This is a genomic window from Streptomyces sp. NPDC018045, assembly GCF_044327445.1.
In the GTDB taxonomy this organism is placed as follows: Bacteria; Actinomycetota; Actinomycetes; order Streptomycetales; family Streptomycetaceae; genus Streptomyces.
Map to the genome: position 1 here is coordinate 119,637 of NZ_JBIRFL010000007.1, position 25,052 is coordinate 144,688.

Annotated in this window: 30 protein-coding genes; 20 read left to right on the forward strand and 10 right to left on the reverse strand. The window is 64.9% G+C overall.

The genetic code is table 11. From position 1 onward, the window contains the following. Window positions 1-48 precede the first annotated feature (48 nt). The 20 genes from ACH4EB_RS18805 (at window position 49) to ACH4EB_RS18900 (ending at window position 19,780) form a co-directional block, all read left to right on the forward strand. A complete protein-coding gene (locus ACH4EB_RS18805) occupies window positions 49-1,098 on the forward strand; it encodes a hypothetical protein (RefSeq protein ID WP_398348646.1) in 1,050 nt (349 codons plus the stop codon). A 31-nt stretch (window positions 1,099-1,129) separates the two neighbouring features. Next, window positions 1,130-1,492, forward strand: coding sequence for a hypothetical protein (locus ACH4EB_RS18810; RefSeq protein ID WP_398348647.1), 363 nt, complete (start codon window positions 1,130-1,132; stop codon window positions 1,490-1,492). A gap of 309 nt (window positions 1,493-1,801) precedes the next feature. Beyond that, window positions 1,802-2,149 (forward strand): hypothetical protein, encoded by a 348-nt coding sequence (locus ACH4EB_RS18815; RefSeq protein ID WP_398348648.1) that lies wholly within the window; start codon window positions 1,802-1,804, stop codon window positions 2,147-2,149. Further along, a complete protein-coding gene (locus tag ACH4EB_RS18820; RefSeq protein WP_398348649.1) occupies window positions 2,146-2,532 on the forward strand; it encodes a hypothetical protein in 387 nt (128 codons plus the stop codon). The genes ACH4EB_RS18815 and ACH4EB_RS18820 overlap by 4 nt, the downstream gene beginning before the upstream one ends. A gap of 2 nt (window positions 2,533-2,534) precedes the next feature. Beyond that, window positions 2,535-2,882: a hypothetical protein gene (locus ACH4EB_RS18825; protein WP_398348650.1), complete on the forward strand. Its 348-nt coding sequence runs from the start codon at window positions 2,535-2,537 to the stop codon at window positions 2,880-2,882. A 66-nt stretch (window positions 2,883-2,948) separates the two neighbouring features. Continuing rightward, on the forward strand, window positions 2,949-3,842 hold the full coding sequence (locus ACH4EB_RS18830; RefSeq protein ID WP_398348651.1) for a hypothetical protein: 894 nt from the start codon (window positions 2,949-2,951) through the stop codon (window positions 3,840-3,842). 108 nt (window positions 3,843-3,950) lie between these two features. After that, window positions 3,951-4,235: a hypothetical protein gene (locus ACH4EB_RS18835; protein WP_398348652.1), complete on the forward strand. Its 285-nt coding sequence runs from the start codon at window positions 3,951-3,953 to the stop codon at window positions 4,233-4,235. 173 nt (window positions 4,236-4,408) lie between these two features. Further along, entirely contained in the window at window positions 4,409-4,648 is a 240-nt protein-coding gene (locus ACH4EB_RS18840; RefSeq protein ID WP_398348653.1) for a hypothetical protein, read from the forward strand. Window positions 4,649-4,656: 8 nt separating this feature from the next. Continuing rightward, the gene (locus ACH4EB_RS18845; protein ID WP_398348654.1) at window positions 4,657-10,812 is read left to right on the forward strand and encodes a hypothetical protein; all 6,156 of its coding nucleotides are present in this window, start codon (window positions 4,657-4,659) and stop codon (window positions 10,810-10,812) included. Between the two features lie 189 nt (window positions 10,813-11,001). Beyond that, window positions 11,002-11,817 carry a phage tail family protein gene (locus ACH4EB_RS18850; protein ID WP_398348655.1) on the forward strand — a complete coding sequence of 272 codons (816 nt, stop codon included), beginning with the start codon at window positions 11,002-11,004 and terminating at the stop codon, window positions 11,815-11,817. A gap of 9 nt (window positions 11,818-11,826) precedes the next feature. Further along, window positions 11,827-13,323 (forward strand): hypothetical protein, encoded by a 1,497-nt coding sequence (locus ACH4EB_RS18855; RefSeq protein WP_398348656.1) that lies wholly within the window; start codon window positions 11,827-11,829, stop codon window positions 13,321-13,323. Then, complete coding sequence (locus tag ACH4EB_RS18860; protein WP_398348657.1) at window positions 13,324-14,388, forward strand: hypothetical protein; 1,065 nt, start codon at window positions 13,324-13,326, stop codon at window positions 14,386-14,388. Between the two features lie 14 nt (window positions 14,389-14,402). Then, entirely contained in the window at window positions 14,403-15,197 is a 795-nt protein-coding gene (locus ACH4EB_RS18865) for a hypothetical protein (RefSeq protein WP_398348658.1), read from the forward strand. Next, window positions 15,187-16,017 (forward strand): hypothetical protein, encoded by an 831-nt coding sequence (locus tag ACH4EB_RS18870; protein WP_398348659.1) that lies wholly within the window; start codon window positions 15,187-15,189, stop codon window positions 16,015-16,017. Before ACH4EB_RS18865 ends, ACH4EB_RS18870 begins: the two co-directional genes overlap by 11 nt. A 4-nt stretch (window positions 16,018-16,021) precedes the next feature. Beyond that, a complete protein-coding gene (locus tag ACH4EB_RS18875; protein ID WP_398348660.1) occupies window positions 16,022-16,597 on the forward strand; it encodes a hypothetical protein in 576 nt (191 codons plus the stop codon). A gap of 56 nt (window positions 16,598-16,653) precedes the next feature. Then, entirely contained in the window at window positions 16,654-17,238 is a 585-nt protein-coding gene (locus ACH4EB_RS18880) for a hypothetical protein (RefSeq protein WP_398348661.1), read from the forward strand. After that, window positions 17,235-17,867, forward strand: coding sequence for a hypothetical protein (locus ACH4EB_RS18885; protein WP_398348662.1), 633 nt, complete (start codon window positions 17,235-17,237; stop codon window positions 17,865-17,867). Before ACH4EB_RS18880 ends, ACH4EB_RS18885 begins: the two co-directional genes overlap by 4 nt. Window positions 17,868-17,875: 8 nt before the next feature. Next, window positions 17,876-18,160 (forward strand): hypothetical protein, encoded by a 285-nt coding sequence (locus ACH4EB_RS18890; protein WP_398348663.1) that lies wholly within the window; start codon window positions 17,876-17,878, stop codon window positions 18,158-18,160. Window positions 18,161-18,224: 64 nt separating this feature from the next. Then, on the forward strand, window positions 18,225-19,514 hold the full coding sequence (locus tag ACH4EB_RS18895) for a LysM peptidoglycan-binding domain-containing protein (RefSeq protein WP_398348664.1): 1,290 nt from the start codon (window positions 18,225-18,227) through the stop codon (window positions 19,512-19,514). After that, the gene (locus ACH4EB_RS18900) at window positions 19,511-19,780 is read left to right on the forward strand and encodes a hypothetical protein (RefSeq protein ID WP_398348665.1); all 270 of its coding nucleotides are present in this window, start codon (window positions 19,511-19,513) and stop codon (window positions 19,778-19,780) included. Before ACH4EB_RS18895 ends, ACH4EB_RS18900 begins: the two co-directional genes overlap by 4 nt. 136 nt (window positions 19,781-19,916) lie before the next feature. Here ACH4EB_RS18900 and ACH4EB_RS18905 read toward each other — a convergent pair whose 3' ends face one another. From ACH4EB_RS18905 to ACH4EB_RS18950, 10 genes are all read right to left on the reverse strand, one after another. Beyond that, the gene (locus tag ACH4EB_RS18905; protein WP_398348666.1) at window positions 19,917-20,231 is read right to left on the reverse strand and encodes a hypothetical protein; all 315 of its coding nucleotides are present in this window, start codon (window positions 20,229-20,231) and stop codon (window positions 19,917-19,919) included. 124 nt (window positions 20,232-20,355) lie between these two features. Further along, window positions 20,356-20,598 carry a hypothetical protein gene (locus tag ACH4EB_RS18910; RefSeq protein WP_398348667.1) on the reverse strand — a complete coding sequence of 81 codons (243 nt, stop codon included), beginning with the start codon at window positions 20,596-20,598 and terminating at the stop codon, window positions 20,356-20,358. Continuing rightward, window positions 20,595-20,771, reverse strand: a complete 177-nt coding sequence (locus tag ACH4EB_RS18915; RefSeq protein WP_398348668.1) for a hypothetical protein — start codon at window positions 20,769-20,771, stop codon at window positions 20,595-20,597. The genes ACH4EB_RS18910 and ACH4EB_RS18915 overlap by 4 nt, the downstream gene beginning before the upstream one ends. Beyond that, window positions 20,768-20,890 carry a hypothetical protein gene (locus ACH4EB_RS18920; RefSeq protein ID WP_398348669.1) on the reverse strand — a complete coding sequence of 41 codons (123 nt, stop codon included), beginning with the start codon at window positions 20,888-20,890 and terminating at the stop codon, window positions 20,768-20,770. Before ACH4EB_RS18920 ends, ACH4EB_RS18915 begins: the two co-directional genes overlap by 4 nt. 16 nt (window positions 20,891-20,906) lie before the next feature. Next, complete coding sequence (locus ACH4EB_RS18925) at window positions 20,907-21,218, reverse strand: hypothetical protein (protein WP_398348670.1); 312 nt, start codon at window positions 21,216-21,218, stop codon at window positions 20,907-20,909. Continuing rightward, on the reverse strand, window positions 21,218-21,880 hold the full coding sequence (locus ACH4EB_RS18930) for a hypothetical protein (RefSeq protein WP_398348671.1): 663 nt from the start codon (window positions 21,878-21,880) through the stop codon (window positions 21,218-21,220). Before ACH4EB_RS18930 ends, ACH4EB_RS18925 begins: the two co-directional genes overlap by 1 nt. A gap of 386 nt (window positions 21,881-22,266) precedes the next feature. Beyond that, on the reverse strand, window positions 22,267-23,643 hold the full coding sequence (locus ACH4EB_RS18935; protein WP_398348672.1) for a DUF3987 domain-containing protein: 1,377 nt from the start codon (window positions 23,641-23,643) through the stop codon (window positions 22,267-22,269). Window positions 23,644-23,662: 19 nt separating this feature from the next. Continuing rightward, window positions 23,663-23,977: a hypothetical protein gene (locus ACH4EB_RS18940; RefSeq protein WP_398348673.1), complete on the reverse strand. Its 315-nt coding sequence runs from the start codon at window positions 23,975-23,977 to the stop codon at window positions 23,663-23,665. A gap of 12 nt (window positions 23,978-23,989) precedes the next feature. Further along, on the reverse strand, window positions 23,990-24,187 hold the full coding sequence (locus ACH4EB_RS18945) for a hypothetical protein (protein WP_398348674.1): 198 nt from the start codon (window positions 24,185-24,187) through the stop codon (window positions 23,990-23,992). Beyond that, on the reverse strand, window positions 24,184-24,933 hold the full coding sequence (locus tag ACH4EB_RS18950) for a hypothetical protein (RefSeq protein ID WP_398348675.1): 750 nt from the start codon (window positions 24,931-24,933) through the stop codon (window positions 24,184-24,186). Before ACH4EB_RS18950 ends, ACH4EB_RS18945 begins: the two co-directional genes overlap by 4 nt. Window positions 24,934-25,052: the final 119 nt, after the last annotated feature.

Genomic DNA, 25,052 nt, shown 5'->3' on the forward strand with positions numbered 1-25,052 from the left:
GAAAGTTGATTTGAGACGCCGCGATGCTTGCACTTTGGAGCACCGCCTTTGACTACTGCGCCCGTTTTTTCTAATGGCTTCAATACGACCGCTGGCGATGGTTACCAGGCCAACAGCGGTTCTGTTTTCATCCCTGAGCTTTACACCGCCCAGCTCCTCACCGACCTGGAGGAGAACCTTGTCCTCGGGTCCTCGCTTATCTGCAATCGCAACTTCGAGGGCGACTTCCGGCGTGAGGGAGACGTGCTTCACGTCCCGCACTTCGTGGACGACACCGTTTCGGACAAGGGCACCGTGAACGCCTACGAGTCGATCGGCGAGGCCGACCACGCCAGCCTGGAGTACATGGACGTGCGGGTCCGAAAGGGCTCCAGCTTCAACATCGAGATCGATGGCGTCCACCAGTGGCAGACCAAGGACGGCATCAACCTCTTCGAGAACCTGGTCACCCAGCGCGCTCGCAAGACCGCCATCGCGATGGACTCCCTCATCGCGAAGACCATCGCGTACGGCATTGAGGGCAAGGACTACAACGGCGTCAAGGCCGGCGAGGCCCCTGCCGCGAACACCCTGCATGGCAAGATCAAGAAGTTCGAGGGAGCCGAGAACGCCGCCGGCGACCGTCTCGCCGACGACATCTACGACGTTCTCGTGGACATGATCCAGGAGCTGGACGTGAACCAGGCTCCGGAGTCGCGCTACCTGATCATCTCTCCGAAGGTGAAGGCGAACCTGCTGCGCAACCCGGAGTTCAAGGACGCAGCGCACTGGGGCGGCGGCTCGGTCATGCCGACCGGACAGATCGGCCAGATCCTCGGCCTCCCGGTCTTCTCGACCACCACGCTCGGCAACCACAACCGCTCGAAGCAGAAGTTCGTGAAGAGCGCCCACACCGACGCCTCCGGCATCGACATGATTCTCGGTTCGACCAACGCCGTCTCCCTCCTGGTCCCCATGGCCGAGATGAAGGCGTACGAGCCCGAGAAGAAGTTCACGCAGGCCGTGAAGAGCCGCGTCTTCTACGATGCGAAGATCATCCGCCCGGAACAGCTCGTCGTGTTCGGCGTGAAGCCGAAGACCGCCGCGGCCGGCAAGTAACCCCGCCTCTCTCTTCGAAGGGAGAGGCTTGATGCCTGTCTCCGTAACCGACATTGAAGTCAGGATCGGTCGGGCCTTCGAGGGCGCGGAGAAGCCGCAGGTGGAGGCGTTCATACAGGACGCCTCCGCTCTCATCCGGGACTACTGCGGGAGCCGGTACTCCGAGGACGCGCCCGGCATCCGGGCCGTGCTGTGCTCAGAGGTGATCCGGTGGCTGTCCGTACAGCCGGGCATCGTCAGTGAGCGGGTCGGCGACATCGAGGTCCAGTTCGGCTCGACCTCCTCCGTCCAGCAGCTCTCGCCCGCAGCCCGCGCCTCGCTCAAGCGCTACCGGCGGAAGCTGGGGACGGTGGCCCTCACTCGACATGAGGGGGCCGATGATTCGCTTCTCTGATCCCGTCGAGATCTATCAAGCCCCGATTGTCGAGGGCGCCTACTCCCGAAGTCGGGATTGGGAAAACGCGACGCGGGCGTGGGCCGGCAGGGCGCATGTCCAGCCGGATCGCTCGTTCGAAGTCCGCAGCCCCGAACGGGAGACCTCACAGGAGCGACTACTCGTCTACCTGCCATGGGGAACCCCGGTCGAGGCGGTCGACCGCCTTGTTTACCGCGGGAGTTGGTACGAGGTCGAGGGTGAACCTATGAGTTGGAATCACGGCAGCCTCCGTCATATCCGCATTCGAGCTTGGAGGGCGATGAACTGATGGCCGACACGAAGGTGGTCATGGAACGCGGCTGGGAACGCCAGGTCTTCCAGTCTCACGAGACGCAGGTGGCCGTTGCCTCATACACCACCAGCGTCATGAAGCTGGCGATTGCCGGGGTGCCCCGGAGCAGCCCACGCAAGCCCCATTTCAATGAGATCCGGAAGAACATCGGGATGACCCTCAACCAGGATGTCTTCGGCTGGTGGGGCAACGTCACTATCGAGACGCACCCGCGGGTCCGCCACGCCATGCTGCAAGAGCGCGGCTGGACCGACCGCAAGGGACACAAGCACCCCGGCCGGCACTTCCTGAAGGCCGCACTGCTGAAGGCTCGAATCGAGTGACCCTCGACCCGATCACCTTCCTCGTCCCCTACCTCCGGGGCCGCTTCCCCCTCCTCAAGACGGCTGTGACCGGGGACCTGGTGGGCCGCACTCCCGGCGACACGACGGTGTACCTCGCGCACTCCGGAGGCTTTCGCGCCGTCCGGTCCCGCATGGACCGAGCCGACATCGAGTACGAGGTCTACCACCCCGACCGCGGAAAGGCCGCCTCTCTCGCCTACGAGATCCGCGAAGCCCTGCTCGAAGACCTTCCGGGCCTCTCCGTCTCCGGCGCCCTGGTGCTCGACGTGGCGGACATCGACACGCCCAAGTACCTGCCGGACAGCACCTCTCGTGAGCACTGCTACGGCGGGGAGGTCACCGTTTCCTACATCGAGGAGTAGCCATGCCCAGCGCCATGAAGTTCGACTTCAAGAGCATGAATTTTGTCGGCACCCCCGGTACCGAAATCGTCCTTGAGATCACTCACGTCAATTCGCACCCGGATACTCCTCCGGCGGAACGGGTGACCGTCGTCAACACCGGCCAGGACTGGCCGGCGACCGACTTTACCTTCACCCAGGAAGCCTACGGACGCCCCTTCAATGCTGGTGACGTTTTTGAGGTGCGAGCCAAGATTTCGAAGCTGGACGGCGGCGAGTCGGAGTGGAGTGCTCCGTACCGAACTCCACCCGTCCCGTATATCCCGCCGAAGCCGCCCGAGATCGGGTCGATCACCTGGGCGACCGACTGACTGACCACCTGAACACCTTGCCAGGCCCCTTCGGGGGCCTATCTTTATGCCTTTTTGGAGGCGCTTTTGTCTACTGACACCGGTAATGCACAGAAGATTCGGTTCGCTCCGAAGGGCTCCCTTTCCATCGCGCCGGCCCCACGAACCAGTGACGCCCCGGGGACCGGAACCGTCCTTCCCTCCGGCCTGGATAAGCTCGGCGCTCCGTACAAGAATCTCGGCTATGTCGATGAAGGCGGCGTGACAATCACCCCGTCTATCGAGACGAATCCGGTGAATGTTTGGCAGTCTGCTGTGCCCGTTCTTTACAACGTGAAGTCCGCGGCCTTCCAGGTGAAGGCGACCCTGATGGAGACGTCTCGGCTCACGACCGAGCTGTTCTTCGGTGCGGAGTGGGTGGAGTCCAAGGAGACTCCGGGCCTGTTTCGACTGGATCTGAAGTCCACTCCGGACCTGAAGGAAATCACGCTTGTCGTGGACTGGTCGCAGGGTAAGACCCAGTACCGATGCGTCATCGGCCGAGCGATGATCTCGGACCGCGGCGCTATTCAGCTTCAGCGAACCGAGAATGAAAAGTACGAGCTGACCATCGACGCTCTGGACTACAACGGCGGCCTGGGCTACGTCCTCACGAATGACGACCTGAACGACGCCGGCACCATCGTCGTCGAGCCCGCCGCGGCCCGGCTGTCGGGCAACACCGTCGAGCAGGGCAGTTCCGTCGTCCTGACTGGCGAGAACTTTGCCGCCAACACCGCAGCCGCCATCACGATCGCCGGCCCCTCCGAGAGCAAGGTCGTCGCGACGCAGGCCAACACCGATGACCAGGGCAACCTGACCTCCACCATTTCTGTTGCCTCTGACGCGACCGCGGGTGTCTACACCGTTAAGGCTGCTGTCAAGGGTGTTGAAGCGCAGGCAGGTTCGCTCACCGTAACGACGAAGGCCATCGAGAAGTAACGATTCTCCTCCTTTGCCGGGGAGGGACAAATTCCCCGGCCCTTCTCTCATACCCCCATTTTTTCAGCCCCCTCACGGGGGCTTTTTTTATGCCCTTTTGGAGATTCCATGACTGCTGCGAAGACCCCGCGCACCAACACCGCCGCCAAGAAGGCCGAGGCTGAGCAGGATAAGCCGACCACTTTTGAGCACAAGGGCATCGAGTACACCGTCCCCGCGCCGCTCGACCTTCCGGTCGGCCTCCTGGAGGTGGACGACGAGATCGAGGCAATCAAGCTGATCCTCGGTGACCAGTGGGGCACCTATAAGGCCAGCGGCGCCAAGATCCGCGATTTCCAGGACTTCGCCGAAAAGGTCTCTGAGGCCGCAGGCTTCGGCACCGCGGGAAACTGATCGGGGCCGTCCACGCCATACGAGACTTCTCCGATGCAATCGAGGCTGACTTCCTCGAATTCTTCGGAATAGATCTGCTCGACCTATGGCGCGGGCGGCTCTCCCTGCGACGCGTCCATGCACTGATCCAGTCACTCCTTAAAAAACCTGGACGCTCAGCCTTCCTGGCAGAGGTGGACGAATCCGCCGCCTGGTCAGTTACCGACCACCTCATAGCGCGCGTCAGCGACGCTGCCGAAATTTCCAACTTCCTCTTCATCAAGGCCAACTCGGAGAACGCGGAGGGACTAACGGTTCCTACGCCGCTTCCGCGCCCTGGACAGACCGAACCGGAGAAGCCCAAGGAACCTCTACACGAGTTCGCTGATGGCGCCGCGCTGTCCTCTTTCTTCACGCAGATGAGCAACCTTTAGGAGGCAGCATGGCCGGACCCCGCGGCGGAATCAAGGTCGGTACGGGTTACATCTCCATCGAACCCCACCTCGACCGCGACGCCCTGGCGCGGATGCGCGCCTCCCTCACCTCCACCATGGGGCGCATCGGCCGTGAGGCCGGCACCGCGCTGGGCAAGGGGCTGAGCCGAGCCTTCACCGGCCTGTCGCGCGAAGCCGCGGCCGAGGCCCGCACGATGCAGCTCGGCATCACCCGCGAGAGCGCCAAGGGTTCCCGCGAGCGGCAGAAGGTCAAGGAAACCGAGGCCGCCCGGTACGCCCGCGTCGAGCAGGAGATCACCCGAGCGCACGGCGCCCAGGTGGCTGCTCGGGCACGCCAAGTCCTTGAGGCTTCGGAAGAGCGGACACGGGGCCTGTCCCGGGAAGCGAAGACCGCCCTCCGGCTGCACCAGCAGTCCCTTGAGGGGATGGCCCGTGCGGACAAGGAGCTGGCGCAGTCGCAGGATCGAACGGCACAGAAGCGTGCGCGCGCTCTCTTGTCGTCCTACCGGGCGGACCTTGAGGCGTACCGTCGGACCGAAGCCCAGAAGGCGCAGGCCGCAGACGGCGCGGCCGATGCTCAGGTCCGAGCTGCCCGTCGTGCGGCGACGGAGCGGCGTCGTGCTCTTGAGGATTCCGCACGCATGGACCGTGAGATCCATCAGCAGCAGATCCGGCAGGAGCGGGAGCGCGACGCCTATGAGCGCGCGTACTACGCCGCCCACCGGGAGAACGAGCGGCGCAAGCGCGCCGAGGAACAGGCCACGCTTCGCCAACAGCAGGCTGGCCTACGGCTGATGGCCGCGGCACGCCGCGAAGACCTGGCCAACCAGCTAGCCGCAGCCCGGATCCAGCGCAAGATGCTGGTTGACTCGATCGCCGAACAGCGGCGGGAGCTGGCGGCTCTGCGTGCGGTGAATGAATCGTTCTTCACGCGGGTCAACAAGGGCTGGAGCACCGCCGCAGGCAAGATGACCGCCTTCGGCACGGGCACGGTCGAGACCGGCCGACTCATCACACACCACCTGATCGGCCCGCTCGGACTGCTGTCCGCGGGCTTGACCACTGTAGGTGTCAGAAGCGCGGACTCGATGATGCAGGCTCAGACCGGCCTGCACGGCATGGGCCTGGAGATCAAAGACGTCACCGCGATGCTCAAGGAGATGCAGAAGTACGCCATCGCGACTCCGTACTCCCTTGAGGACATGCAGAAGTACAGCACGCGTTACGCGCGTGCCATCGGTGCGCACGACCGAGACTTCCGCTCGGACGATCCGGCCCGGAAGAAGAAGGGCTCGGCCCGCGTCGCGAAGAAGTCCAGTGACGTGGTCGAGATGATCGGCGACTCCGCCGCGTTCGGCGGGATCATGGATCCGACCATGGTGTCTCAGGGCATGTATGCCATGGAAGTCATCATGGATATGGGCCGCATCCCTATGCGCAACCTGAAGCAGTTCGAGCGCGCTGTGGGTATGCCGGCCCAGGATCTCGCCCTCATGATGGGCTTCAAGGACGGTAAGGACAAAAAGGGCAAGCGGGTCGACGCCTCTGCCAAGATGTACGAGTTCATGCAGGACGCGAAGCACACCGGCGGCCTGCAAGGGTCCGAGTTCGTTGACGCCCTGCTGAAACGTTGGGGCACGGGTGATAACGGAATCAAGGGCAGTGCCGCCCGCATGTCAGGCGCCACCATCTCCGGTCGTATCGGCCAGATGAAGGAGTCCGGCCAGGTCGCCCTTCAGAAGCTCTTCATGAAGGAGGGCAAGAACGGGCAGTTCGAGTACACCGGCCTCGGCTCGACCATCATGGGCCACAAGGTAGCCCGGAAGGGCAAGGACGGGAAGGTCGTCAAGGACGAGAACGGTAACGTCCAGTACGACTACCAGGGCGGCCTGCTCAACGACGCCAAGTCCTTGGGCAAGAAGGTCCTCCCGATGGCCGGGGAGCTGCTTGAAGAGTTCTTCGCGGTTCTGAAGACCTTCACCGGATGGATCAAGACGACCGTACAGTTCCTCGACAAGCATCCCGGCCTTCGAGACGCAGTCCTGACCGCCGCGAAAATCGCCGCGGTGGCCGCACCGTTCCTCATCGGGTTCGGCCTCCTGACGAAGATCGTCGGCAAGCTCGCCAAGACGGCCAGCCCGGCCGTCGGCCTCGTCCGCGGCTCCCTCAAGGGCGCCAGAGGCGGTACCCGCATCCTGCGTCAAGGCGCTGCGGGAATTCGCGGTGCAGGCTCGGAGCGCGGCTTCTGGGGATCCTGGAAGGACAAGCGCACCGAGATCCGCGGCGACAGCCGGAACCTGGCGCAGCGCGCCATGGACCGGGCCCGCGGCCAGGACAGCCGCGCCACCGAGGTCCGCGTCCAGACCGGCCAAGCCGAGCAGTCGCTTCGCGCCCTGGACGAGAAGATCCAGGCGCTGAAGCAGGCACTGCGTGGGATCAACACCATCTCTATCGAACCGGAGATCAACGCCCTCGGCGGCACCGCCGGCCGCAGCCTCGCAGCAGCAGCTCGGGACGCACAGCAGCACATCGAGGGAGCGGCCAAGGCGCTGCGCGACCTCAACGACGGCAAGACCGGGGGCGCCCGCCAGGAGGTCGCGGCCCTCTCGCAGAAGGCAGAGACCGCCCAGTCGAAGATCAAGAGTGCGGCGACTGCTGTCACGGAACTGAACGGTCGGCCTCTGGCGGCGCTCCGTCAAGAGTTCGGCTGGACGGAGCCGAAGGTTCGGGATGTCCGTCGTGTCATTCAGGAATGCGTCGAGCGCATGACGACGCTGAACGGCAAGCCTTTGAAGTCCCTGCGGGACAAGTTCAAGGGTGGCGGGTCCTCGCTGTACTCGGCCGTCGATGCGGTGGGGTCCAAGCTCAGCACGGCCAACAGCCGACTCGACTCACTGAGCAAGAAGCGGGTCACCTCCACGACCGCATCGGTCAACAACCTGAAGAGCGCCCTGAAGGGAGCTGCTGACGAAGCCGATTCGCTCAAGAGCAACGTCGGCGAGGTCAATGCGGCAACCGGTCTCGGCGGTGGCGGCAGCAAGGGCAAGAAGAAGTCGTCCCGCAAGCCGAGCACACACGCCCTGGGTGGCGTCCTGCCGGGCTACGCGCCTGGTGTCGACTCCATCCCCGCGATCCTCAGCCCGGGAGAAGCGATCCTCCGTCCGGAGGTCGCGGCCCACCTCGGTGAAGGAACTATTAATTCATGGAACGCCGCCGCGGCGCGCGGCCAGCTCTCCCGGTTCGCCAAGGGTGGTATCGCGAAGGGCAAGGGCCGTGGCGGCGGGAAGCGTTGGCCGTTCAGCATCCTGGAAGAGCTGACCAACGCCATTGACTTCTCCCCCGCGTTCGACGCGTTCAGTGGCGGTATCGACATGGCCTCGGCCGGGTCGAAGATCGGTGGCACCACGGGGCAGAACGTGCGCCGTTGGGGTGCGCGCGCCGGCGGTGACGCCTCCGGCCGCGCGGCGAACAACCGATTCGGGAATCTGCGGGACTTCATGTTCTCCCGGCTGCCGGAATTCCTGAAGGCTACGCCGACCGGTGTCGGTAATTTGATCGGCCTGGCGGCCGGCGCCGTTGCGCCTACCGCGGGCCAACTCTTCTGGGACGATGTCTGGAAGGGCGAAGGAAACATCCTTCAGCGGGGAGCCAAGTTCACTGGCGACCTGCTCAACCCGAAGAATCTGCTGGAAATGATCAAGGACCTGGTCGGTGGCGTCTGGGACACCTTGAAGGGTCTGGGCTCCGTCGCCAAGGATTTGCTCACCGATCCGGCCAAGGTTCTCCACGAAGCGATCGACACCTTGAAGGAACTCTTCAACGGCGTGATCGATGACGTGCGTTCAATGCTCGGGCTGGTGCAGAAGCTCGTCTCGAATCCCTCAGAATTCGCCGAAGAGGTCTGGGACAACTTCTACGCGCGGGCGCGCGAAATGATGCCGAACACCGAGGGCTTGTTCAAGTTCGCGGACGGCGGGATCGTCCCTGGCTACGCGCCGGGCCACGACCGCGTTCACGCTCTCCTGGCCCCCGGCGAGGCGGTACTTCGCCCGGACGCCGTTCGGGCACTCGGGTATCGAACCATCCTCGGACTCAATCGTTCCGCGAAGACGGGGGCGCCGGCCACAGTCGGCGCCAAGGCGGACCAGGCGGTGACGCCGATCCCGGACGCGAAGGCGTTCGAGGAAGCGGCCAAGCGCATCGAGGATGCGCTTGCCGCCATGACTGCGGCCATACGCGCTCATCAGGCGGCTTCGACTGCCTCCTGGACGGGCGTGGCTGCTCAGGTTCGCCAGGCCGTTGACGGGCAGATCAAGCCCGCTCAGCAGCGGTGGGCGAATCACCTGTCCGGGCCGCTCACCGCAGCGGAGCGGACGTTCCAGGGTTCCAGTCAGAGCGTCTGGACGGGTGTCGCCTCTCAGGTCTCGTCGTCCACGACGAGCAGCCTCGCCTCATTCTCCCGTCTCCGCGGGGGCGTAAATCAGACGCGGCGCTTCTTCGAGGCCGCCAGCAGCCGTATCCGTACGGTCTGGCGGGATGCCATGTCCCTCGTGGACAGCTCGACCAGGACCACGGTCTCCGGCCCCTACAACGCGGGCGCAGTCGGCATGATCGGCGCCATGGCGAAACTCGCCGGAACCAGCTCCCCGCTGTCTCCGGTGCACTTCTCCACTGGCGGTGTTGTTCCCGGCTACCAGCCGGGGGTGGACACGGTGCCCGCCATGCTCAGCCGCGGCGAGGGAATCCTTCGCCCGGAGGTCGTTCGCGCCCTGGGCGCAGAGACAATTCTCCGCTGGAATGAGCAGGCCCGGAAGGGCGGCAACGTCTACGCCAACGGCGGCATCGTCGGCGGCGCCGAGTGGGTCCGCCGACACAAGGACGATCCCTTCGAGGGCTACGAGGAAGCCGTTCACAAGGGCTGGGACGCGGCGATCGAGCCGGGCCTCAAGTCCCTCGCGTCGAAGTTCGGTACGCCCGGCAAGCTCAACGCGGACGCGTTCAGCAAGGCCGAGCCCTGGCTCGCCAAGTGGGGCAAGTGGGCCGACGACCACGCGAACGGCGGGGGCGGCCAGGTCGTCAAGGTCGCCCTCCAGGAAGCCAAGTCCGGCGACATGTCCGGGACGAAGTACATCGGCAGCTCGGCATACGAGTCGTGGTGTGCAGACTTCGTGTCCTGGGTCGTGGACCACGCGCACGCCAACGCGGCGTACGGCGGCTCCCCTACGGGGACGCCGGGGAACCGCTGGCCTGCTGTGGCCACGTGGGTCTCGAAGATGGGCATGGTCCCGACCAGCCAGGCCCGGCCCGGTGACCTCATGGTCTTCAAGGGCTTCGGCCCCGGCAACTGGGGGCACATCGACATCGCCACCGGCCGTCAAGGGTCCTCCCTGGAGACGGTTGGTGGTAACGAGTCCCGCAGCATCCGGCGCCAGCTCGGCTACGGCAACCGCGCCGACGGCGCCCTCCGCCCGCGGGGCGGTGCTCCGGGCGCGGAGAAGGGGCCGGTCCTCAACCCGTGGCCCGGCTCCCTCGCGAAGCTGACTCAGGGTGCGGGCGAGTACGCCGGCCTCACGGGCGGCTCCGTTGACCGGTGGCGGCCCTTGGTTGAGCGGGTCATCAAGGAACTCGACGGCAAGGGCGGCATTTCCGCGTCAGACGTGGGGCTGATCCTCCACCGGATCGGCGTCGAGTCCGGCGGCAACCCGGCCGCGGTGAACAACTGGGACAGCAACGCGGCGTCGGGGCACCCGTCGAAGGGGCTACTCCAGACCATCGACACGACCTTCGCCGCGTACGCGGGGCCGTACCGATCCCTGGGACAGCTCGACCCCTTGGCCTCGATCTACGCGGGACTGAACTACGCGATCAGCCGCTACGGATCGGGGTGGCGCGCGGCACTGTCCGGAACCCGCGGCTACTGGACCGGTACCAAGTCGGCGACCGCCGGCCTTGCGATGGTCGGCGAGCACGGGCCCGAGCTGGTGAATTTCCGGGGCGGAGAGCGGGTCTACAACTCACGGAAGACCGAGGAAATGGTCGCTGGTCGGCGATACGAGATCCACGTCCATGAGGCCAAAGCCGAGAACACCACCGATGCAGTTCTCCGTGCTATGCGGACAGCGGAGGTGATGGCTGGCTTCTAATCGAAAGGAAAGATGCCTATGCCGATTCCGGCAACAGAAACACAGGTAGTTGAGGTACCGCAGCCAACTCGGCCTCAGCCGCCCGTTCCTGCGGAGTGGGGGCATACTTACGTTTCGATTCGAGGCTCCAACGGTGAGGGGGAGGAAATCCCCCTCACCGGGTCTCAGGGCAAGGACTGGCCAGCCATCATGATCCAGTCCGGTGCCCAGGGCCTGGACATGCCGCCTGTCGAGCTGCACGCGGACGCGAGCCCGAATCTGCACGGATCGCTCTACCGCTCAGCGCGGTACGCTCAGCGCGAGGTGATGATCCCGGTCTACCTCCACGGAGTTGACCGACGCACCCTCAAGCGGCTCAAGCGCCGACTCGTCAGCGCCCTTGACCCCCTCGCCGGGTACTGCGTGCTGAAGTTCGTGGAAGCAGACTCTCAGCCCCGATACCTTCACTGCTACTACAAGGGCGGTCTCGAAGGCGACGAGGGCGAAGACACAGCGGGCTTCCGCTGGGCCATGTTCGGCATCCAGTTCACCGCATTTGACCCCTTTTTCTACTCGGACCAGCTCCAGGTCGCGGAGTGGAAGTTCGGCAAGGGGAAAGGTTTCCTCTCCACGCAGGGGGCGTTCCTTCCCCTCGGGCTGGAGAAGGGACTGGTCTCCACTCCGGACCTCGCAGTCCACAATCCGGGTGATACAGAGGCGTGGCCCGTCTGGGAGCTGCAAGGGCCAGTCCGCGGCTTCCGGTTCTCCTTCGGCGACAAGACGTTCGAGATACCGGCGGCAACGACTGATGTGGTAGCGGCCGGCCGAACGCTGACTATTGATACCCGCCCGGGTTACAAGATCCTGCGTGACGATCAGGGACGGAACTACTGGGAAGACCTCTCCCCAAATCCTGTGCTCTGGTCGGTCCCGTCCGGAACATCGAAAATCTCTGTCGAAATGGCCCCCGCTTCGGGGGCTTCTTCTTTGAGACTTTCTTTCCGGCCTCGCTACAAGTGTTACTAGGAGGCCCGATTGGGTTACCGCGTCTACGTGAGAGGAGCAGTCCACAACGGAGAGCGCCGCATCGTCGGTGAGATCGATACGTGGATCAAGCTCGACTTCACCGTCCGCTTCAACGCACCGGGCACCTGGCAGCTCCTCGTGAAGAGCGGCACGCACCAAGAGAGCCTGCTGCGCCAAGGGCGCGGCATCGTGATCTATCAGGACGGCGTGCCAACGCCAGTCTTCAGCGGGCAGATCGATGCCTTCGAGCGGTACTGGACGACTGACCAGCACACCGCCGCGGGCAGTGTCTTCGTCGGGGGCAAGTGCGACACCGACCTCGTGTACGGGTTCCTCGCCTTCCCAGGCAGCAAGGGGGCAGGCACGGACACCATGACTGCCCTGCCCCTGAACAAGCAGTACGCCGGCCAGGACCACCGGCCGGCCGGTGGTCCTCTCGGCCAAGCGCTGTGGTTGGAAGCCGACCTGGCCTTCGGCGCTCGGGCCCTGCCCGACCGCAAGGTCGACGGCCTGGAGGTGGGAGGCGCCAATGCACTCGGCGGCACACTCAAGGACACGCTCCGCTTCGACAACCTGGGCGCGAAGTTCGAGGAGTGGTTGAAGGGCAAGCGACTCGGCTACCGGCTCATCTGGGATCACGCGTCCCGGAAGATCCAGATGCGCGTCTATGAGTGCCGGGACCTGTCTGGGTCCGTCCGATTCTCCCCCGACCTGGGAAACCTGCGGCAATACGAGTGGCAGCTCAAAGCACCCAAGACGACCCGCGCCATCGTGGCTTGCCAGGGCGAGGGCGCCGAGCGCTACCTGTGGCAGAAGATCGACTTCGACGGCGAAGCGCAGTGGGGCGTGAAGCGGGAGACCTTCGTGGATCGCCGGGACATCCCCTTGAAGACCGGCAAGGGTGGCGAGCCCGAGTTGGTCGTGCGGAAGCAAGGTGAGACGGAAGATCTGGGCACCGGACCAGACGGCGCGGAGTGGACACCGGCCCTGGCCGCCGCCAAGAAGAGGCAGGCAGCGGCACAGGCAGCAGCGGAGAAGGCCAAGCAGGACGCCGAGGCCGCTAAGACAGAGGCTGAAAAGAGCAAGGCGGCAGCAGCACAGGCAGCAGCGGCGATCGAAACGGCCAACGCTGCCGCGGAACTCGCCGGAGCTACGCAGGCCGCGAAGAAGGTCATGCTCGACCACTACGTCAAGGCCGTGGAAGAGGCCGCCGTCAAGGCCCTGTCCGAGGGTGAGAAGACCGGCCATTTCCAGATCTACCCGATCGACACCGAACAGACCCGTTTCGGCCGCGACTACTTCGTGGGGGACGTGGTGACCATCGCCGCGGACGGCGAGGAGTACCAGGATGTCGTGAAAGAGGTCAACATCTCCGTCGAGGACGGTGGTCGACTTCAGTCCGTCACTCCGAAAATCGGCGACCAGGGGACGGGCGAACCACTCAACCTCTACAAAACCGTCTGGGAAATGAAAGAGAAGTTGCGCAAGCTGGAATCGAGGATGTAGATGGCGGAGATCAGTTTCCCGTTCACCGAGAGCAATGAGAGTGGCGGCCGGGAGGTCGTGTCACAGCTTGATTGGCAATCCATGTCGAAGCTGTGGGGTGGCGACCGCCTTGACTTCAAGCTCGTCAACGCCTCCTACAACGGATCGGCCATGCCGTTCGACGCGCGAGTCATCAACGGTCGCACGATCGAACTCAAGCCCGGAGCAGCATGGGTTGGTGGCTTCTATTACAAGAGCGATTCGATATTGACCGTCGATGTGGAGGCCAACCCCACCGAGAACCCGAGGAAGGACACCATCGTCATCCGTACGGATGTGGTGAAGGGCTGCGCGAACATCGTCGTGGTGAAGGGCCAGCCGTCGAAGTCCCCCATCGCACCGAGGCCGCAGCGGATCGCCGGGCAGCGCTGGGAGATGGTTCTTCACGAGGTCACCGCGCCGGCCAAGGACGGCGCCATCACGCTGCTGAACGTGGCTCCGTACGACATGCCGGCCCGCATCGCGACCCCATGGAACACGCGGGTTACGGCCGACTATCACGATACTGGTCACTTTTTCTACGATATGGACAGCAATAACAACGATACGCAGTACGAGGCGTTCAACGGCCGCGATGGCTACATGGTCACGCGCCACCTGGGCAAGGCCAGGACGTATACGCCGCAGATCGTGAACACGGGGAAGCTACCGAGCGGTATTCTTTATCGGGGCCTGTGGCGGTGGATCGCACCCAACACGGTGCACTTTTCCATTGACATTGAGAACACCTCGAATACGGACGTGAAGCAGTCGGGCACGGGACCGCTTTCCTTCACTCTTCCGGTGAACCCGACCTCGGGTATCGGCCAGCACTTCAGCGGGCAGATGATCAACTCAAATTATGACGCTGGGATGCCTAACTACGTCCAGTTGAGCGGGATGTCGAACATGGGAAACAAGACGAATGTCGTCCGGATATTCTACCCGTCCCCGAAGTACCTGAGCGAGGGGCTGGATTACCTTCTGACTTTCCCTCGGAAGTCTTCGATTGTCTTTTCCGGAACCTACGAGGCCAACGCCCTCTGACTGAAGGAGCCCTTATGGCAGATCGTAATCTCTTCGGGGGCACCCCTGCGGACGTGGCTGAAAACGAGGCCGGTGTGCGCGTGGCCGGCGGCGTCGGCCTGGTCTGGGACAGCTCGGAGGACAGTGCCGAGCAGGTAACCGACCTGGTGGACATCAACGGAACGCCCATCGTGCAGCTCGTTGCCGACGACCATGGTGTGGTCCAGCCCTTTTGGGGCCCGGCCGACGGCCGCGAAGCGCTTTGGGTGGACTTCGGCGTCGGCCGCATGAAGCTGACCTCCTCCGACCTCGGCGAGCGCTTCAAGAGGCACCTCGGGCAGCTCGACCCTCACGGCTCGAAGCAGTACACCGACGAACAGCTCGTCGCCTACGTTCCCCGCCGCGGTGTCTCTCTCTCGGTGGAGGCTGGCCACACCTGGGGCCAGGTCACGGTGCCCGACTCTGAAGGTTCGGCCGGCGACACCACCGGCAACGTGATCAAGCTGACGACCGAGGGCAAGAGTCCTGCTGGGTACAGCGAGTTCACTCGGATCAAGAACAACGGCGCCTTGGTACTTGATCCGGTCGGCAGCCACGTGCCCCTCGTCATCGGCCAGTGGGAGGGCGTGAGCGCCAGCGGTAGCGCCATCACCGTCTCGCGGGGCCGGGCCGGTAGCGATCCGGTCGTCTTCCGCGTCCGGGCAGACGGATGCGTCGAGGCCGCTGGGTCCGTCTCCGCGCCGAACGTGGGCACGGCGCGGCTGTTCAGCGGGCCTACGGCTCCCGCCAATCCGCAGGTCGGGGATGTGTGGGTGCAGTATGGCGCGTAGCTACAACCCGTCGATGGCGTGGGACGGCAGTGCGTGGGTGGAAGGCACCAGCCGGGTCTGGAACGGTGCGGCGTGGACCTCACCGGCCGTCGTGCGGTTCTTCGACGGGGCCGAGTGGGCGGCCAAGGCTCTCGCTCCGGTGACGTACCCGACGTATGCCACGTCCAATTCGGCGCTGTACGGCGCGACCGAGTACGCCGGCCTCGCGGTGCCGGCCGCGACCCGCGTCAACGACCTCATCGTCTCGGTGTGCGCCTCCGCCAGTGCGCAGCCGCAGCTTCTCTCGCCGGAGGGACACGTCGCCCAGGCGCAGCAGCTCAGTTCGGGCCACTGGATCGCGGTGGCCATGTGGCCGTACGACGGCCGGCCGGGAGATGTGGTGTGGCGAGTACCGGGCAGTCAGACCTCCACCGTGATGAACCTCGTCTACCGAAGTGCCGACGTGTCGTCCGTGCCGGTCGTTCCGGTGCGGGAGATCAAGCAATATGCGGCAGTCAACCGGGTGCCACTCACCGCCCCTTCGGCGTTCACGTCGCTCTTCGTGGTCCTGGTGGAGTCCTCCGACCTCACCGGCTACGTGTGGCCGGAGGGGGTCGTCGACCGTGCCAAGCAGCTAGGCCGCTTCGGAGACCTGAACTTCAGCCTCCTGGCCTCGGACACGCCTGGTGCCGGTGCCTCACCGGGCGAGCTGGTGCTCGACACCACCGCGAACGCCGTCTGCGTCACGATCCAAGTGCCTGGCGTCTCGGACGGACGGCCGACCTGGATTCTCGGCGATGACAAGGCGTCCGCGCTCGGAGCAACGACCGTACTGGGGTGACGAGTTGATAGACATCAAGACGTGGGCTGACGGCGAGAAGGTCACCCCGGCCGACATGAAGAAGTACGTCAGCGGCGCGCTCCGCGGATTCCTGGAGCCGCCGGCATGCCGCCGGACCGTGGCCAACCTCGGCTCCCAGCAGAAGCCCGGTGGTGTGTACCAAGTGGTGGAGTTCGACAAGCCGGGGATGGGCCAGGGCGCCGCCCACTCCTACGACACCACTGGCGGGTTCATGTCGAAGGACCCCTACAAGATCTACGCGCCCGCGGACGGGCTCTACGAGATTTCTTTCGGCCTGATCGTCCGAGCGGTCTCGGACCCTCTGACGTGGGTGGTGGGCGCTCTCAGCAAGAACCAGACGGACGGCGGATCCATCGCTGCTTCGAACTTCCTGCGCGTCGGCTTCGGCCGCGCCACATCCACGGAGAAGGTTGGCGCCGGCTCTGCGACTGTGCCCTTGCGAGCCGGTGACTTTGCGTCCCTGGCCGTCCACTCGGAGGTCCCTTTCCTTCTGGGATCAGGTAATTTCGCGCAATTTGTATCGCATTTCGAACTGAGATGGGTGGGGGTGAAGCCCTGATGGCAACTCCTCTCGTCCACATTTGGCGACAGCGGGAAATTGTCACGGCCGACACGATGAACACTTTCGTGCGGAATGTGCATCGCTTTCTGTACGGTCCGCCGGCCAGCAAGGTGACCATGATTCAGCGCGGCAGTTACGCAGGTTCCAATCCGGCTGATTGCTACGAGTGGGGGAGGCTACCGTTCAACGCCTGGAAGACAATGCCCCTCTACCCGCCGGGTAAGGGCGCGAGTCCCGGCGACGAGTACGACACCACTGGCGGCGAAATGACCAGAAGCACAGGCCCCCTCTTGGGGCTCAGGGCTCCGGAAGATGGTCTTTACGCCGTAACCTTTGGTGGAGTAATCGACACCAACGGCGAGGCCAATAACGTCCACTTCCGACTGGGGCGGAATATAGCTACGGACAGCCAGTGGGGCACCGGGTACGGCGCTTTCGCCTCTCACTGTCCTGGACGAGCCCAGCACGCTTCGGACGGCATGGCACGCTTTATCGGATCGATCGCTACCACCATCAACCTCAAAAAGGGTGACATGGTATCAGCGAGCGGAGTCGCCGACAAGGACTTCATACTCGGCCGCCGGGATGTACCCGGCCGTTCTTTTCTCGAAATGCGCTGGGTAGGGAGAGCCCCATGACCATACCTGTTATTGAGTCCTGGGCTCCCCGAGAAATCGAAGACGCCGCGAAGATGAATTCGCGCATTTCTGATGTACACCGATTCCTGAGCAATCCGCCGGCTGCTCGCATGGTCGGCATGAAGCGGAAGATGATGGCCGGCGGCTCCTACTCGGTTCTCCCCTTCTACCCTCTGGGCACAGAGGGGGAGAACGGCACGTCGTACGAGACCTGGCCCGGCATGGTCCCGACCTTCAAGGCCGACTGGACGATGCAGGCCGACACCGCATGGCAGTTCGTTGTGCCCATCGACGGCCGGTACCGGATCACCCTGTCCGGGGCCTGGAACACCGCCAGCGCCCTCGGAGACAACCGGCACCAGTTCCGGGTCGAAGTAGGCGTAGACATGACGATCGGCACAGGTGAGGCCGTTGCTGCGGCCTCTGTCGCTACCATCTCGCCCTCCCAGTCCACCAGCTACACCCTGTGCGGCGGGCACTCGACCGTGCAGAAGCTGAAGGCCGGCTCGAAGGTCCAGTTCGCCAGCAGGTGCGACTCCTCTTCTGAGTACGCGTGGGCCAACGAGGAAGTGAGCTGGCAGTACCGCTGGGGATCTTTCGCTGAAATCAGGTGGGTCGGCACACTTTAAGGGGGGCCATGAACACACCCGACATTCTCAACGTCGTTTTCGGCGCGGGCGGCCTCGCTTCACTCGCCGCCTTCCTCAAGCTGTGGATCGAGCGCCGGGATGCTTTCGACCGCGCGCGACGTGAGCACATTGAAGATCTCGCGAAGTGGCGGGGTGAGCTACAGGACACCGTCTACGAGTTGCAAGCGCTGGTGGAGTACTACCGGCACGTGAGCGCAGACTACGCCTGGCAGCTTCGCCAGAACGGCATCGAGCCAGCGACCACGGCCCGCCCTCCACGTACGAGTGAATGAATCATTAGAGAAAGTTCTCGGCTCCCACGATGGGGGCCTTTTTTTATGCCCGAAAGGGGGCTGCATGAGTCAGGTTTCCAAGGTTCTGTCGGTTGCTTTCGGAGAGGTCGGCTATCAGGCCGAGCGCGCTCCGGGTGAGCGGCCGAGCGGCCACCAGAAGTATTCGGGTCAGGTTCCCGGCCTCGAATGGAGTAATTATCAGCCGTGGTGTGCAACCTGGGTGAGCTGGGTCGCCATGAAGGCTGGCGTCGCGGATCTGTTTCCCCGCACTGCGAGTGTCTACACCGCGATGGAGTGGTTCAAGGCCCGCGGGCGATGGAGCGAGTTCCCCGCTATCGGAAGTCAAATTATCTACGGCACTTCGGGCAGTACCCACACTGGCCTTTGCTACGCCTATGACAGTCAGTGGATCTACACGGTTGAAGGCAACACGTCGCTCGCCAACAACGCCAATGGAAACAAGGTCATGAAGCGTCAGCGGCTCCGCCGGGACGCGTACGTTCATGGCTACGGTCTTCCTGCGTACGCGGAGGGCATCACCACCGCGGATCCCGCGCTCAAGGGTCGGCTGGGCTTCACCTTCGCAGCCACCGCCTCAGCGCCGGCCACCAGCTCGGGCGACTCGACCGCAAGCGGCAGCAAGTACAAGATCAAGCGGGGACAGACCCTCGGCGGTATCGCCGCGCTCCTGGGTGTCACCCTGGCGTCCCTCCTGATGGCCAATCCCCAGATCAAGGACCCGGACCGGGTGGACGAGGGCCAGGAGATCAACGTCCCGACCAAGCCGAGCACCCCGCCGTCGAAGCCGACCGCTCCCCCGGCGAAGCCGGAACCGAGCAAGCCGGCCTCTAAGCCGACGGTCACGACCGGCGACTTCTACACCGTGCGAAAGGGCGACAGCCTGAGCGGCATTGCCCGCGCGACGGGCCAGTCGCTCTCGGCCCTGCTCGCCCGCAATCCGCAGATCACCAACCCGAACCTCATCACCGCGGGTCAGGAGATCCGTGTGAAGGGGGGCGCCCCCGCGGTTGTCCGGAAGCCGAAGGTTCCGGCGCCGAGCACCAGCTCGACCGCGACGCCGACGAAGAAGGTGGCTCCGACGCCGGTCTCGCCGCCCAAGGCGACGACCTCTGAGCCGGAGAAGAAGGTCACGGTGATCGTCAAGTGCGCGTGCACCTGCGACTGCTGCGGGACGCGCCCCGCACCGCGCCCGGCCCCGCCGGCGACCGGCCCGACGCAGGACCCGAAGCCGACCGTCCCGACTCAGGACCCGAAGCCGACCGTCCCGCAGACCGCGGAACCGACCCCCGACACCACCGTCCCCGGCCAGCCGGCCGCGAAGGAGGCAGCGTGACCTATCTCCGCACCCACCCGGCTCGCGTCGCCGCCGCCCTGGCGGCCCTGGCGCAGCTCCTCACCGCACGCTGGTCCGAGATCGACTGGTACAGCCTCGCCGTCATCGTCGCCGCCCTCCTGGGCGCGGGCGAGGTCGCGCAGCGCGTTGAGGACGGCAAGACCAGCGAGGCCCTGCACCAGACCTCTCCGTACGACGAGCTTGCAGCCCTCCACCGCAAGCTCGCCGAGTACGAGAAGGCGAATGATTCAGCTTCCGGACAGTAGGGGTACTGCCCAGAGGGTTGAGAGATGGGCCTTGAGTGAATGAATTATTCGATGTTCATGACAGTTGCAAGGTAAAACGAAAGCGCCTCTCCCCGACCGATGTGGTCGGGGAGGGGCGCTTTTTGCGTTCAGGCCCCTAGGGCTGCTCTCCGCCTCCGCTGTCGTGTGCGGCGCGGGCCTTCAGGCACGCCGGGCAATCCGCGTCGGTTGCCGCCTGTAGGTCTGCCCGACCAGCGCCGCAGCGAGCTTGCTGCTCGGCGTTCACGTCGTGCGTGTACTCGTCTTCCTGGACGTGCCCGGTGAAGTAGTACGGGTCCAGTGCGGCGAGCTGCTGCTCGTAGGCGCTCCGCTGGAACCTCCCCAGGCGCTGCCCGTGGTCGCCGTACAGAAGGTGGCGAAGTTCTTTCGCGCTCTTCGGCCCCTCGGGAGACAGTCGGTTTTCGATACTCATTCCGCAGCTCCCTCTGTTCCGCCAGCGACCGACTGCACGGCCACCTTGTTCCACCTGCTGACGAGTGAAGAAAAGCGGCCCTGCACGATCCGTGCCGGCCGCCTCTTCGGCATCTCGCCGGGCGTCATGACGACGCCTTCTTGCGCTTCTGCACTTTGCTCTGCGGCAGTACTTGGATCATGCGCAAGTCGCCATAAGGGATGAAGGCGACCAGTCCCTTCCCCTGCTGTTCGCTCTTCCGGCCCAGGAACGCCGCACCGTGCTCGTCGGTGTGCACCTCCTTGGCCTCGACCTCAGTCGAGGACCCGTCACGGAACGTCACAAGGAACGTCGCAGCGGCAGGCGACACCGCGTAGTACTCACTCATCGACATCTCCTGGTCCGCTTCTCGGCCCGCTCCATCGCCATCGCGTGGTGCTGGTCGCACCGCGGCGCGGTGGCCCGGGTTCCACTCGTGCTCTCCCGGTACATCACCTCTCCGGCACATCCACCGTGCCGGGAGTCGATGCACACGAGGTCCAGCTCTTCCTTCACGGTCACGCCTCCGTGCCTGCCGGCGAGTCTCGCTGCTCGTCCGCCGCGTAGGCTCGCGCAGCCTGAGCCCTGCGCTTCTTGTCCTGCTGCTCGTGTTCCTCGAACACGGCCAAGACCTCAGCCATCAACTTGTCCAATCGTTCATTCATCCGTGCCCTCACTCTTCTCCCACTGCGTGAGGAGATCGTTCGTGACCGAGAGAGACACCCGAATCCAGTTGTCGGCGTGCTCCTTCACGACCACCTCGTGGCCGCCTTCGATCAGGGTCATCAGAACACGGGCCGCGGCGAACTCACTCGGCCTCTGGAAGAAGAAGTCGAACGCCGTACGGGTGGCCCCCGCCATCACCTTGACGTGGAACACCGGGAACACCGCACCGGCCCGTGCCGCTACGTCCGCCGCCCACCTCTTGCCAGCCTCGGCCATCGGGTCAACGGTCGTCTCGTCGCTCATCACTGCTCCACTTTGTCGATGGGGGTGAACTGCTTGTGCGTGAGGTAGCCCACCAGCTCCCCGGTTCGCACATGATGTACGGGCTTGCCGAGGTCTTCTTTCACAGTAGCCGCGGGGTGTGACACCGGAGCCGGAACCTGGGGCTCGGGCGGGACCGGGCTGGCCGGCGCCCACCAGATACGGCTTTGGAGGGTGCACGTCAGCAGCACCTCGCCGTTGTCGGCGTCGCGTATCTCGTACCGTCCGTCGCCGACGTAGGAGACACTTGCGAGGACCACGGGCTCGGCCGGCTCGACCGACCGCTTGCCGCCCTTGCCTCCGAAGTACATCCGGTGTCCATGGTTGCTTGTCCTGATGCCCGGGAACTCTCGCAGCTCGGTGTTCGACCACTGCCCGCTCTTCGGCTCCTCCGTACGCTCGACCGATCCTGAGTCCGGAAAGATCGTCGTCCAGGTGGATCGCTCGGCCGGGTCGGTGCCGGCCAGCCCGACGAACAGGCGTCGCCCCTTCGCGGGCGTGCCGTTGCGCTGAGCGGTGACCTTCTTGGGCTCGGCCAGGAGCGTGCCGACCCGTGTCACCGCGTGCCCGCGGGTGTCCACGCCCTTGGCTCTCACGTAGTCCCCGACCTTGAACTCGGCCAGAAGATCGTCTAGTTCATCCATTTCCTTCTTCTTTCTCCCTTTGACTGTTTGGCTCAGCTCGTGCTCCGGGATGTCGTCCAGGACGAGCAGGCCGGGAGCGTGGATTTCGCCTGCGCACACGTCGCAGTCGCAGCCGTGGCCGCACCGGCGGCACAGCAGCTCGTCACACCACGGTTCAGGTCCGTGGTAGTGCTCCTGGCCGTCCGGGTCGGGGCAGTTCCACGCCGCGCAGGACCGGTCGAGGTCCCGCGGGAACACCAGGTGCTCGCGGAAGCCTTCGGGCCCATGGGCCAGGGCCTCGCCCGGACAGGCGAAGCGAGAGACAGAGGCCGCCTCCCTGGTGAGGAAGGCGGCCCGGCACCGCAAGCACTGGTAACGCCCCTCCGGGCGCTTCCGTACTCGGTGTGTCACAGCAGAGCAAAGAGCGGGTTGTCAGATGAGGCCGTCGGCGCCACCTTCGGCTGGGGGACGACGACCTTCTTCGGGGCTGGCTTCCTGACCTTCGGCTCCGCCACAACCTTGAGCACGGGCCGCTGCTCCGGGGCATCGCTCTCGTTCTCTACCGCGGTGGGGCTGTCCTCCGTGGTGAAGCGGTAGATCACGGGCTTGGGGCCGGCCGTCGAAGACTTGCCTCGGTAGTACTCCACGTCGTCCATCTGATCGACCTGCTCCCTGAGCCCCTGGGCGTTCGTCCGAGCCTGGAGCGACCGGAGCATGAGGGTGGAAGTGGCCTCTCCGCCGTTGCGCTCCAGCACGTCGCGGATGGCCTCGGGGAGGGACTTGATCTTGGCGTGACCGGGTTCGGCCTCAGTGACCAGCCTCTCGACACTCGTCATGGAGTACTGGACGAAGGCCCATGCAGCCTCAAGAGCACGCTTGCCGATCTTGGTCTTCTGCTCCGGGATGGTCAGGACCGCCGCAACCCGATGGACCTGTTCGGCGGCCCGCTCGAAGAAGCAGGACAAATGCTCAGGCATCGACTCCAGCTTGTCATCGATGATCGCCCGAATCTGGTCGTACCGGCGTCCCGCTTCCGCGGTGAAGGTCATCGTCCGACGCTTATCGTTGGCCCACCGGTACGCCTCCTTCAGCCGCGGGTCAGGCTTCCATGTCGGTTTGTGGTCGTACGGCAGGCGCTTCGAGCGGTGCGTCAGCACCGGCAGCATCCGGTTGTACATGCCGCCAAGCGCGTCCTCCTGGCGCACGTACTGGTGCCACGAGCCCGGCGTGATGTGAGCGTGGAACCCCATCTTCGGCTCGAAGACGATCTGCTCGTCTCTCGCGCCGCCCTTTCCCTTCGTCACGTTGGAAAGAGGCTCGGCGTCCCAGGCAACGCACATCTGTTCCGTGAAGGTGGGGCACCTGCGGCTGCGCTTCAGGATGGCGCGCCACTCGTGCTCGAAGACCATGGCGCGACCGTCAACGCCTCCTTCGGTGTTGGTGGTCTCAAGCTCGATCGAGTAGAGGGTGTTCACCAAGGACGGGCCGGAGCTGATGCCCCGCTTGGTGCGAGCGTCCAGGAAAGCGCCGATCGCGGGAGATACCAGGGCTCGGGCTGCCCGGTACGCCGTACCCTTCCGTCCCGCCGAGGACTGGCCAATGAGGACCGTCCACACGGTCACCGGCCGGCCGGACTCCAGGTAGACCTTCCCACCGAAAGCGGAGGAGTACAGGGCGAGCATCGCGGCGTACACGCCGATCGGATCGCCCTCCGTCTGGTCGATGTTGGCCGCGACGGTCTCGCCGAGCGGCCCGTACTTCATCTGTTCAAATGCGGTAGTCATAATTCCTTCCGTGTGCTGGTCAGCGGCGGTAGACGGGGATGGGGGTCTCGGGGTCGCCCTCCCAGGCCAGCCATTCGCTGTGGAAGCCGATCTCGATGCGGGTGAGGCCCGACTCGTTGATTCGGATCAGGACCTGTCCGACACGCCAACCGTCGGTTCGGTGGCGCGAGGGGTTGGCGGCCAAACCGATGACCTGGTATCCACCACGGATCTCGCGAGCGGGAACCGGTTCCGAGCGCCGAGCGGCTGACTCGCCCGCGGAACGTGACTCGTCCCATCGGTCGCCCCGCCGCGGTAGTCGACGGATGTCGGGTATCTCGATGCCTTCACGCATGGCTGGCGCCTTTCACTCTGTGCAGTTCTTGGCTCGCGGGTCGGCCGCGTGGTCAGGGCAGACCATCTGTCCTGTGGTGGGGTCGTAGCCGTCGTCGCAGCCCTCGCAGACGAACTGTTCGCACACCGGGCAGTCGCCGTACGCGATCTCCAGCTCGTCCAGGTCCTCGCGGCAGACGGCACAGATGCGTTCCGGGTAGAACTCCTTCATCCCGTCACCACCGAAAGCGCTTCCTGGCCAGCGGTGGCGAGTCGGTACGCCTCACGGATGTGAGCGGGGATGGCACCGCGGTCGCGCGGCCCGTAGCCGTGCTCCTTCGCCCAGGCGCGGATCTTTTGGCTTTCGGTCAACTCGGGCGGGAGTGCCTTCTTCGCGAGTCGCCGGATCTCTTCGGCGTCCTTCTCCTGGCGCTCCTGGGCCCACTGCACTCGGGACTCGGCCAAGCGGCGGTTCTTCTCCTCCCGCCACTTCTCCTCAGCCTCCGTCTGGGCCTTCACGTCCTCGGCCGTCTTCTTTGCTACGACCTCGGGGAGCGGGTCGTTGGCTTTCCACTGGTTGGTGGCCACGGCCTCGCGGAAGCGGCCGGCCGCGGTGGCGTCCAGGCACGCCGTGCCGGCCGCCTCCGCTTCCTTCACCTTGTGCGGGGCCGGGCGGATGCCGCAGACGATGAACTCGGTGTCCTTTTCGACGTGTCCGGTGATCCGGTAGCCGCTGTTCTCCAGCGCCAGGCGGGCCGCCTCCGGCTCGTAGCCGGGGATCGTTCCGGTCACGACGACTGAGCCGCGCTCCTCCACGAGTGGGGCCTTGCCGTCCGTCTGGAAGACTTCTGCGAGGTATCCGGTGAACCGGTCGGCGTGCGCCTTGCACACGTCCCACGCTGCATGGCCGACCGCGACGACTGTCACGGCCTCCCGTTCTTCCTCCTTGGCCTTGCACCCCAGGCAAAGCGACTTCATGTGCTTCTCCTCTCTGTCGAGCACCCATGGCGAAGGGCCAGGTCATCCACCGGCCTGGCCCTCACCAAAGGCACCCGCTGTCAGCGGGCACCAAGAACGCGGCCCCTCACTCAGTGGCC

Excerpts from the sequence above, each read along its gene's own strand:
- ACH4EB_RS18860 (WP_398348657.1), top strand. The coding sequence starts at position 13,324 with ATGGCGGAGATCAGTTTCCCGTTCACCGAGAGCAATGAGAGTGGCGGC.
- ACH4EB_RS18810 (WP_398348647.1), top strand. The coding sequence starts at position 1,130 with ATGCCTGTCTCCGTAACCGACATTGAAGTCAGGATCGGTCGGGCCTTC.
- ACH4EB_RS18910 (WP_398348667.1), bottom strand. The coding sequence starts at position 20,598 with ATGAGTGAGTACTACGCGGTGTCGCCTGCCGCTGCGACGTTCCTTGTG.
- ACH4EB_RS18940 (WP_398348673.1), bottom strand. The coding sequence starts at position 23,977 with ATGCGTGAAGGCATCGAGATACCCGACATCCGTCGACTACCGCGGCGG.
- ACH4EB_RS18885 (WP_398348662.1), top strand. The coding sequence starts at position 17,235 with ATGACCATACCTGTTATTGAGTCCTGGGCTCCCCGAGAAATCGAAGAC.
- ACH4EB_RS18880 (WP_398348661.1), top strand. The coding sequence starts at position 16,654 with ATGAACACTTTCGTGCGGAATGTGCATCGCTTTCTGTACGGTCCGCCG.
- ACH4EB_RS18945 (WP_398348674.1), bottom strand. The coding sequence starts at position 24,187 with ATGAAGGAGTTCTACCCGGAACGCATCTGTGCCGTCTGCCGCGAGGAC.
- ACH4EB_RS18905 (WP_398348666.1), bottom strand. The coding sequence starts at position 20,231 with ATGAGTATCGAAAACCGACTGTCTCCCGAGGGGCCGAAGAGCGCGAAA.
- ACH4EB_RS18845 (WP_398348654.1), top strand. The coding sequence starts at position 4,657 with ATGGCCGGACCCCGCGGCGGAATCAAGGTCGGTACGGGTTACATCTCC.
- ACH4EB_RS18895 (WP_398348664.1), top strand. The coding sequence starts at position 18,225 with ATGAGTCAGGTTTCCAAGGTTCTGTCGGTTGCTTTCGGAGAGGTCGGC.
- ACH4EB_RS18835 (WP_398348652.1), top strand. The coding sequence starts at position 3,951 with ATGACTGCTGCGAAGACCCCGCGCACCAACACCGCCGCCAAGAAGGCC.
- ACH4EB_RS18920 (WP_398348669.1), bottom strand. The coding sequence starts at position 20,890 with ATGGCTGAGGTCTTGGCCGTGTTCGAGGAACACGAGCAGCAGGACAAG.
- ACH4EB_RS18950 (WP_398348675.1), bottom strand. The coding sequence starts at position 24,933 with ATGAAGTCGCTTTGCCTGGGGTGCAAGGCCAAGGAGGAAGAACGGGAG.
- ACH4EB_RS18890 (WP_398348663.1), top strand. The coding sequence starts at position 17,876 with ATGAACACACCCGACATTCTCAACGTCGTTTTCGGCGCGGGCGGCCTC.
- ACH4EB_RS18815 (WP_398348648.1), top strand. The coding sequence starts at position 1,802 with ATGGCCGACACGAAGGTGGTCATGGAACGCGGCTGGGAACGCCAGGTC.
- ACH4EB_RS18935 (WP_398348672.1), bottom strand. The coding sequence starts at position 23,643 with ATGACTACCGCATTTGAACAGATGAAGTACGGGCCGCTCGGCGAGACC.
- ACH4EB_RS18865 (WP_398348658.1), top strand. The coding sequence starts at position 14,403 with ATGGCAGATCGTAATCTCTTCGGGGGCACCCCTGCGGACGTGGCTGAA.
- ACH4EB_RS18930 (WP_398348671.1), bottom strand. The coding sequence starts at position 21,880 with ATGGATGAACTAGACGATCTTCTGGCCGAGTTCAAGGTCGGGGACTAC.
- ACH4EB_RS18825 (WP_398348650.1), top strand. The coding sequence starts at position 2,535 with ATGCCCAGCGCCATGAAGTTCGACTTCAAGAGCATGAATTTTGTCGGC.
- ACH4EB_RS18850 (WP_398348655.1), top strand. The coding sequence starts at position 11,002 with ATGATCCAGTCCGGTGCCCAGGGCCTGGACATGCCGCCTGTCGAGCTG.
- ACH4EB_RS18870 (WP_398348659.1), top strand. The coding sequence starts at position 15,187 with ATGGCGCGTAGCTACAACCCGTCGATGGCGTGGGACGGCAGTGCGTGG.
- ACH4EB_RS18925 (WP_398348670.1), bottom strand. The coding sequence starts at position 21,218 with ATGAGCGACGAGACGACCGTTGACCCGATGGCCGAGGCTGGCAAGAGG.